The sequence below is a fragment of the Micromonospora sp. CPCC 205546 genome, from assembly GCF_036902715.1.
Taxonomy (GTDB): Bacteria; Actinomycetota; Actinomycetes; order Mycobacteriales; family Micromonosporaceae; genus Micromonospora.
The window spans coordinates 22,096-28,454 of record NZ_JBAKHL010000080.1 but is presented as its reverse complement, the minus strand read 5'-3'; the positions used below and the strand labels follow the sequence as shown (position 1 = coordinate 28,454).

Here is a 6,359-nt window from a genome sequence, read left to right as displayed (position 1 = left end):
GCCGTCCCTCCCGCCGGCGGCCTCCGCGCCGCCGCCGACCTCCGCGCCGTCGCCGCCGAGCCGCGCGGGCGGACCGGCCGCGCGGCTCGACGGCCCGTGCCTCCCCTCGCCGCGCGCACGACACGGGGGCGGTGGGTGCGCGCGGGCGGGCGGACACGCCGTGGGAGTTCCGTCGACCCCGGCGCGTGTCGGTGCGCGCCAGTAGGCTTCTCGCCGTGCTGGACACCCTCGACGCCGCCGCGGTCCGCCGTTGGTGCGTGGGCGGGCTGGCCGCGCTCAAGCGCCACCAGGGCGAGATCGACGACCTGAACGTCTACCCGGTGCCCGACGGCGACACCGGCACCAACATGGTGCTCACCCTCACCTCCGCCCAGCAGGCGCTCGCGATGGACCTCGGCACCCTCCCGGAGGACGGGCCCACCGCGCACGGGCACGCGCTGCGGCTGATGGCCCGGGGCGCGCTGCTCGGCGCGCGGGGCAACTCGGGGGTGATCCTCTCGCAGATCCTGCGCGGCTTCGCCGACGCCGTCGTCGCCGTGCCCGCCGTCCGGGGGCGCGAGCTGGCCGCCGCCCTGCGCGACGGCACCGCCGCCGCCTACGCCGCGGTCGCCCGCCCGGTCGAGGGCACGCTGCTCAGCGTCGTCGCCGCCGCCGCGCACGCCGCCGAACACGCCGACAGCGACGACCTGCGTGCCGTCGCCCGGGCGGCGGCGGGCGGGGCCGCGCACGCCCTGGCGCGCACCCCGGAGCAGCTCCCGGCGCTGGCCCGGGCCGGCGTGGTGGACGCCGGCGGCCGGGGCCTGTGCCTGCTGCTCGACGCCCTGGTCGAGGTCGTGACCGGCGAGAGCTTCGAGCGGCCGGCGCCCGCGCCGCGCCCGGCCGGTGCGGCGGCCACCGCCGTGCGCGAGACCGGTTCCGAGGAGTACGCGTACGAGGTGCAGTACCTGCTCGACGCCGGGCCGCAGGAGGTGGCCCGGCTGCGCGCCGAGCTGAGCGCCCTGGGCGACTCGCTGGTCGTCGTCGGCGACGGCAGCGCCAGCGTGGGCACCTGGAACGTGCACGTGCACGTCAACGACGTGGGCGCGGCCATCGAGGCGGGCGTGGTGGCCGGCCGGCCGCACCGCATCTCGGTGACCCGCTTCGCCGACCATGTCGCACCGGCGCCGCCCCCGGTGGCGGCGGACGGGCGGGCCGCCGTGGTGGTGGCCGCCGGGGCGGGCATCGCCGGGCTGTTCGCCGGCGAGGGCGCGACGGTGGTGCCCGGCAACCCGTCGATCGGCGAGCTGGTGGACGCGATCCGCGGCACCGGGGCAGCCCGCGTGGTGGTGCTGCCCAACGACCCCGACACGCAGGCCGTGGCGAGCGCCGCCGCCCGGGAGGCGCACGCCTTCGGCATCAAGGTCAGCGTCGTGCCGACGCGCTCGCCGGTGCAGGCGCTGGCCGCCCTCGCCGTGCGCGACCCGGGGCGGCGCTTCTCCGACGACGTGATCGCGATGGCCGAGGCGGCCGGCGCCTGCCGCTACGCCGAGGTCTGCCACGCCCGCCGCGAGGCGCTGACCGTCGCCGGCCCCTGCCGCCCCGGCGACGTGCTGGCGCTGGTCGAGGGGGAGGTGCACCTCATCGGGTCCGACCTGACCGACACCTGCGTCGCCGTGGTCGACCGGATGCTCGGTGGCGGCGGCGAGCTGGTGACGCTGCTCTCGGGGGCGGACGCGCCCGACGGGCTGGCCGACGCGGTCCGTGAGCACGTCGGGCGGCGCTGGCCGTTCGTCGAGGTGCAGGCCTACCGGGGCGGGCAGCCGCACTATCCGCTCCTGGTGGGGGTCGAATGACGTCCGAGCCGTCGACGATGGACACGCCGCTGAAGAAGCTGGTCGGCGAGAAGACCGCGAAGGCCCTCGCCGGGCATCTCGACCTGCACACCGCCGGCGACCTGGTCTACCACTTCCCGCGCCGCTACGACGAGCGTGGCGAACACACCGACATCCGCTCGCTCGACGTCGGTGAGCAGGCCACCGTGCTGGCCCAGGTGCAGCGCACCGCCGTACGCCCAATGCGCCAGCGCCGGGGCAACCTGCTGGAGGTGACGGTCGGCGACGGCACGGGCGGCACCCTGACCCTGACGTTCTTCGGCAACCAGGCCTGGCGCGAGCGCGAGCTGCGCCCCGGCCGGTGGGGGCTCTTCGCCGGCAAGGTCACCGAGTTCCGCGGCAAGCGGCAGCTCAACGGCCCGGAATACGTCCTGCTCGGCGAGGGCGGCGACGGCGAGGCGGCGGCCAGCGAGGAGATCGAGGAGTTCGCGGGCGCGCTGATCCCGGTCTACCCGGCCGCGGCGGCCGTGCCCACCTGGGTGGTCGCCCGCTGCGTCCGGGTGGTGCTGGACACGTTCACCGCGCCGGAGGACCCGCTGCCCTCGGCCCTGCGGGCGAGCCGCAACCTGGGCGGCATCGGCACGGCTCTGCGCGAGATCCACCGGCCGACCAGCAAGGAGGCGCTCTACCGGGCCCGGCACCGGCTCAAGTGGGACGAGGCGTTCGCCGTGCAGCTCACCCTGGTGCAGCGCAAGCACCGCGCCGCCGCCTCGCCGGCCCGGCCCCGCCCGGCGCGGCCCGGCGGCCTGCTCGACGCCTTCGACGCCCGGCTGCCCTACGAGCTGACGCCCGGCCAGCGCGACGTGGGCGTGGAGATCGCGGCGGACCTGGCCACGGCCCATCCGATGCACCGGCTGCTCCAGGGCGAGGTCGGTTCCGGCAAGACGGTGGTCGCGCTGCGCGCGATGCTCCAGGTGGTCGACGCGGGCGGGCAGGCCGCGCTGCTGGCCCCGACCGAGGTGCTCGCCGCGCAGCACCACCGGGGCATCCTCGACCTGCTCGGGCCGCTCGGGCGGGCCGGCGAGCTGGGCGCGGCCGACGACGCCACCCGGGTCGAGCTGGTCACCGGCTCGCTGGGCGCCGTGGCCCGCCGGCGGGCGCTGGCCGAGGTCGCCAGCGGCGCCGCCGGCATCGTGCTCGGCACCCACGCTCTGCTCTACGAGGGCGTCGACTTCGCCGACCTCGGCCTGGTGGTGGTCGACGAGCAGCACCGCTTCGGCGTGGAGCAGCGCGACGCGCTGCGCGCCAAGGCCGAGCAGCCGCCGCACGTGCTGGTGATGACGGCCACCCCGATCCCGCGCACGGTGGCGATGACCGTCTACGGCGACCTGGAGACCTCCACGCTGTCCCAGCTGCCGCAGGGCCGCTCGCCGATCGCCTCGCACGTGGTCCCGGCCGCCGAGAAGCCGGCCTTCCTGGACCGGGCCTGGCGCCGGGTGCGCGAGGAGGTGGCCGCCGGGCACCAGGCGTACGTCGTCTGCCCGCGCATCGGCGAGGGGCCGGCGAGCGAGGAGGAGCCGCCGCCGGAGGACGACAACGGGCGCCGGCCGCCGATGGCGGTCACCGAGGTGGCGCCGTTGCTCGCCGAGGGGCCGCTGCACGGCCTGCGCATCGGCGTGCTGCACGGTCGGCTGCCCGCCGACGAGAAGGACACGGTCATGCGCTCCTTCGCCGCCGGCGACGTCGACGTGCTGGTCGCCACGACAGTGGTCGAGGTCGGCGTCAACGTGCCGAACGCGACCGTGATGATCGTGCTCGACGCCGACCGCTTCGGCGTCTCCCAGCTGCACCAGCTGCGCGGCCGGGTCGGCCGGGGATCCGCCCCGGGGCTCTGCCTGCTGGTCACCGAGGCGCTGGAGGGCACCCCCGCGCGGGAGCGGCTCGACGCGGTGGCCTCCACCACCGACGGGTTCAAGCTCGCCGAGCTGGACCTGGAGCAGCGCCGGGAGGGCGACGTGCTGGGCGCGACCCAGTCGGGGCGCCGCTCGCACCTGCGGCTGCTCTCGCTGCTGCGCGACGCCGACCTGATCCGCGACGCCCGGGCCGAGGCGATCGCCCTGGTCGACGAGGATCCGGAGCTGGCCCGGCACCCGGCGTTGGCCGCGTCGGTGGCCGCCCTGGTCGACGAGGAACGTGCCGAATACCTGGAGAAGGGTTGATCTAGGCTTCGACGGATGTCCGCATCCTCATTCGACAGTGGCGTGCTCCTGCTGGCCCGGGGCGACGAGATCCTGACGGAACGGGTCGTCGGGGTGACCGATCGGAGCACCGGTGTCCACTGCGCTCCCGGGACCCGGTTCCAGATCGCCTCGATCAGCAAGCAGATGGCCGCCGCGGCGGTGTTGTTGCTCGCCGAGCGTGGTGCGCTGAGCCTGTCCGATCCGGTCGTGCGCTGGCTGCCCAGCCCGCCGCCGGAATGGTCCGGCATCACGCTGCACCACCTGCTCACCCACACCTCGGGCCTGGGCCACTGGGAGGAGTACCCGGCGGTCAGTCTCGTCGACCCGGCCGAGCCGGACGACCTGCTCGGCTTGTTCGCCGCGGTGCCGCCGCTGTTCCGGCCCGGAGCCGGGTGGCACTACAGCAGCCCCGGCTACGTGCTGTTGGCCCGGAGCGTCGAGCGCGCGGCCGACCGGCCGTACGCCGAGTTCCTCGCCGAGGAGGTCTTCGCGCCGCTGGGCATGACGGGCAGCTTCGCCGGTGCGGGCGACGGACGGCCGGACGTGGCGGTCGGCCACGAGGACGGCCGTCCGGTGCCGTCCTGGGACCTGGCGACCGTGAGCATGGGCGCGGGTGACGTCTGGTGCACCGGGGCGGACCTGCTCACCTGGCTCGACGTGCCGCGCCGGGGCCGGCTGCTCGCCCCGGCCTCGGTGGCGGCGATGACCGCCCCACACGCGCCCACCGGCCGGCCCGGGGAGGCGTACGGCTACGGGTTCTTCGTCGGCCCGCTGGTCGGCGCACGGGCGCTGCACCACTCGGGGGACAACGGCGGCTACAAGGCGTTCGCGGCCTGGCTGCCCGACTCGGACCAGCGGCTCGTGCTGCTGACCAACCAGGCCGAGGTCGACACGGTCGCGATCACGTCGGTGCTCGGTCCCGCCGAGGCGCGTTGATCGGGTGCGGACGCCGACCGGGTGGCGGACGCGCCCTCGGTGCGGGACGGCGGGGCCGACAGGTCGTCACGGGTCCGCTCGTCGCCTCGGGTGCTTCGTCCACCGGCCGGGCCGTCGCGTAGCGTCGGGGCATGCGCAGGGAGCGACGGTGACCCGGATCGTGGCCGGAACCCTCGGTGGGCGCCGGATCGCCGCCCCGCCCGGCGCGGGCACCCGGCCCACGTCGGACCGGGTGCGCGAGGCGTTGTTCAGCGCCGTGCAGGCCGAGGTCGACCTGGCCGGTGCCCGCTTCGCCGACCTCTACGCCGGGTCCGGGGCGGTTGGTCTGGAGGCGCTCTCCCGGGGTGCCGCGCACGTGCTGCTGGTGGAGTCCGATCCCCGGGCGGCCCGGGTGATCCGGGAGAACGTGGCGACGCTGCGCGCCGCTCCGGCCGCCCGGCTGGTCACCGGCCGGGTCGCCACCGTGCTGGCGGCCGGCCCGGACGGCGACCCGTACGACGTGGTCTTCGCCGACCCGCCCTACGCGGTGCCCGACGCGGAGATCACCGCGATGCTCGCCGCGCTGGTCGGCGGCGGCTGGCTGGCCCCGGACGCCCTCGTGGTGGTGGAGCGGGCCAGTCGTACCGGCCCGGTCGGGTGGGTGCAGGGTGTCACCGGCGAGCGCAGCCGCCGCTACGGCGAGACGACCCTTTGGTACGGTCGCCGATCATGAGACGTGCGGTGTGTCCCGGCTCGTTCGATCCGGTCACCAACGGGCACCTCGACATCGTCGGCCGGGCGAGCCGGCTGTTCGACGAGGTGATCGTGGGCGTGCTGGTCAACCAGTCGAAGAGCGGCCTGTTCACCGTCGAGGAGCGGATCGACATGCTCCGCGAGGTGACCGCCTCCTACGAGAACGTCCGGGTCGAGTCGTTCCGGGGCCTGCTGGTCGACTTCTGCCGGGCGCAGCAGGCGAGCGTGCTGATCAAGGGCCTGCGGGCGGTCAGCGACTTCGACTACGAGCTGCAGATGGCACAGATGAACATCGGCCTGGCCGGCGTGGAGACCCTTTTCATGCCGACCAACCCGCTCTACTCGTTCCTCTCCTCCAGCCTGGTCAAGGACGTGGCGAAGTGGGGCGGGGACATCTCCGCCCACGTGCCCGACCGGGTCCGCGAGGAGTTGAGCGCCCGGCTCGTCCCGCCCTCGCGCGACTGACCTCGCACGGGCACCCCCAGCGCCTCCGTCCCCCCGTCGGCCGAGTCCGGCGGGGGATCCCGCCGTGGCGTAACGCGACGCGCCGGGGCCGGGGTGAGCGGTGCGCGGTGGTGGGGGCGCGACATGATGTGTGCAGCGGGAAACCGGCCGTAGCCCGCATCATGTAGATCGGCCC

General features: G+C 75.7%; 5 protein-coding genes. All 5 read left to right on the top strand.

All coding sequences use genetic code 11. The annotated features are described in order from the left end of the window. Nucleotides 1-215 precede the first annotated feature (215 nt). Nucleotides 216-1,832: a DAK2 domain-containing protein gene (locus V6U77_RS26075; protein WP_334609353.1), complete on the top strand. Its 1,617-nt coding sequence runs from the start codon at nt 216-218 to the stop codon at nt 1,830-1,832. After that, entirely contained in the window at nt 1,829-4,030 is a 2,202-nt protein-coding gene (gene recG, locus V6U77_RS26070) for an ATP-dependent DNA helicase RecG (RefSeq protein ID WP_334609352.1), read from the top strand. The genes V6U77_RS26075 and recG overlap by 4 nt, the downstream gene beginning before the upstream one ends. 15 nt (nt 4,031-4,045) lie before the next feature. Next, complete coding sequence (locus V6U77_RS26065; protein ID WP_334609350.1) at nt 4,046-4,987, top strand: serine hydrolase domain-containing protein; 942 nt, start codon at nt 4,046-4,048, stop codon at nt 4,985-4,987. 148 nt (nt 4,988-5,135) lie between these two features. Next, the gene (rsmD, locus tag V6U77_RS26060) at nt 5,136-5,699 is read left to right on the top strand and encodes a 16S rRNA (guanine(966)-N(2))-methyltransferase RsmD (RefSeq protein ID WP_334609349.1); all 564 of its coding nucleotides are present in this window, start codon (nt 5,136-5,138) and stop codon (nt 5,697-5,699) included. Continuing rightward, entirely contained in the window at nt 5,696-6,184 is a 489-nt protein-coding gene (gene coaD, locus V6U77_RS26055) for a pantetheine-phosphate adenylyltransferase (RefSeq protein WP_334609348.1), read from the top strand. Before rsmD ends, coaD begins: the two co-directional genes overlap by 4 nt. The last annotated feature ends 175 nt before the right edge of the window (nt 6,185-6,359 follow it).

Bases quoted from the DNA above. Each gene is read 5' to 3' on its own strand.
- recG (WP_334609352.1), top strand. From the start codon at position 1,829: ATGACGTCCGAGCCGTCGACGATGGACACGCCGCTGAAGAAGCTGGTC.
- V6U77_RS26065 (WP_334609350.1), top strand. From the start codon at position 4,046: ATGTCCGCATCCTCATTCGACAGTGGCGTGCTCCTGCTGGCCCGGGGC.
- coaD (WP_334609348.1), top strand. From the start codon at position 5,696: ATGAGACGTGCGGTGTGTCCCGGCTCGTTCGATCCGGTCACCAACGGG.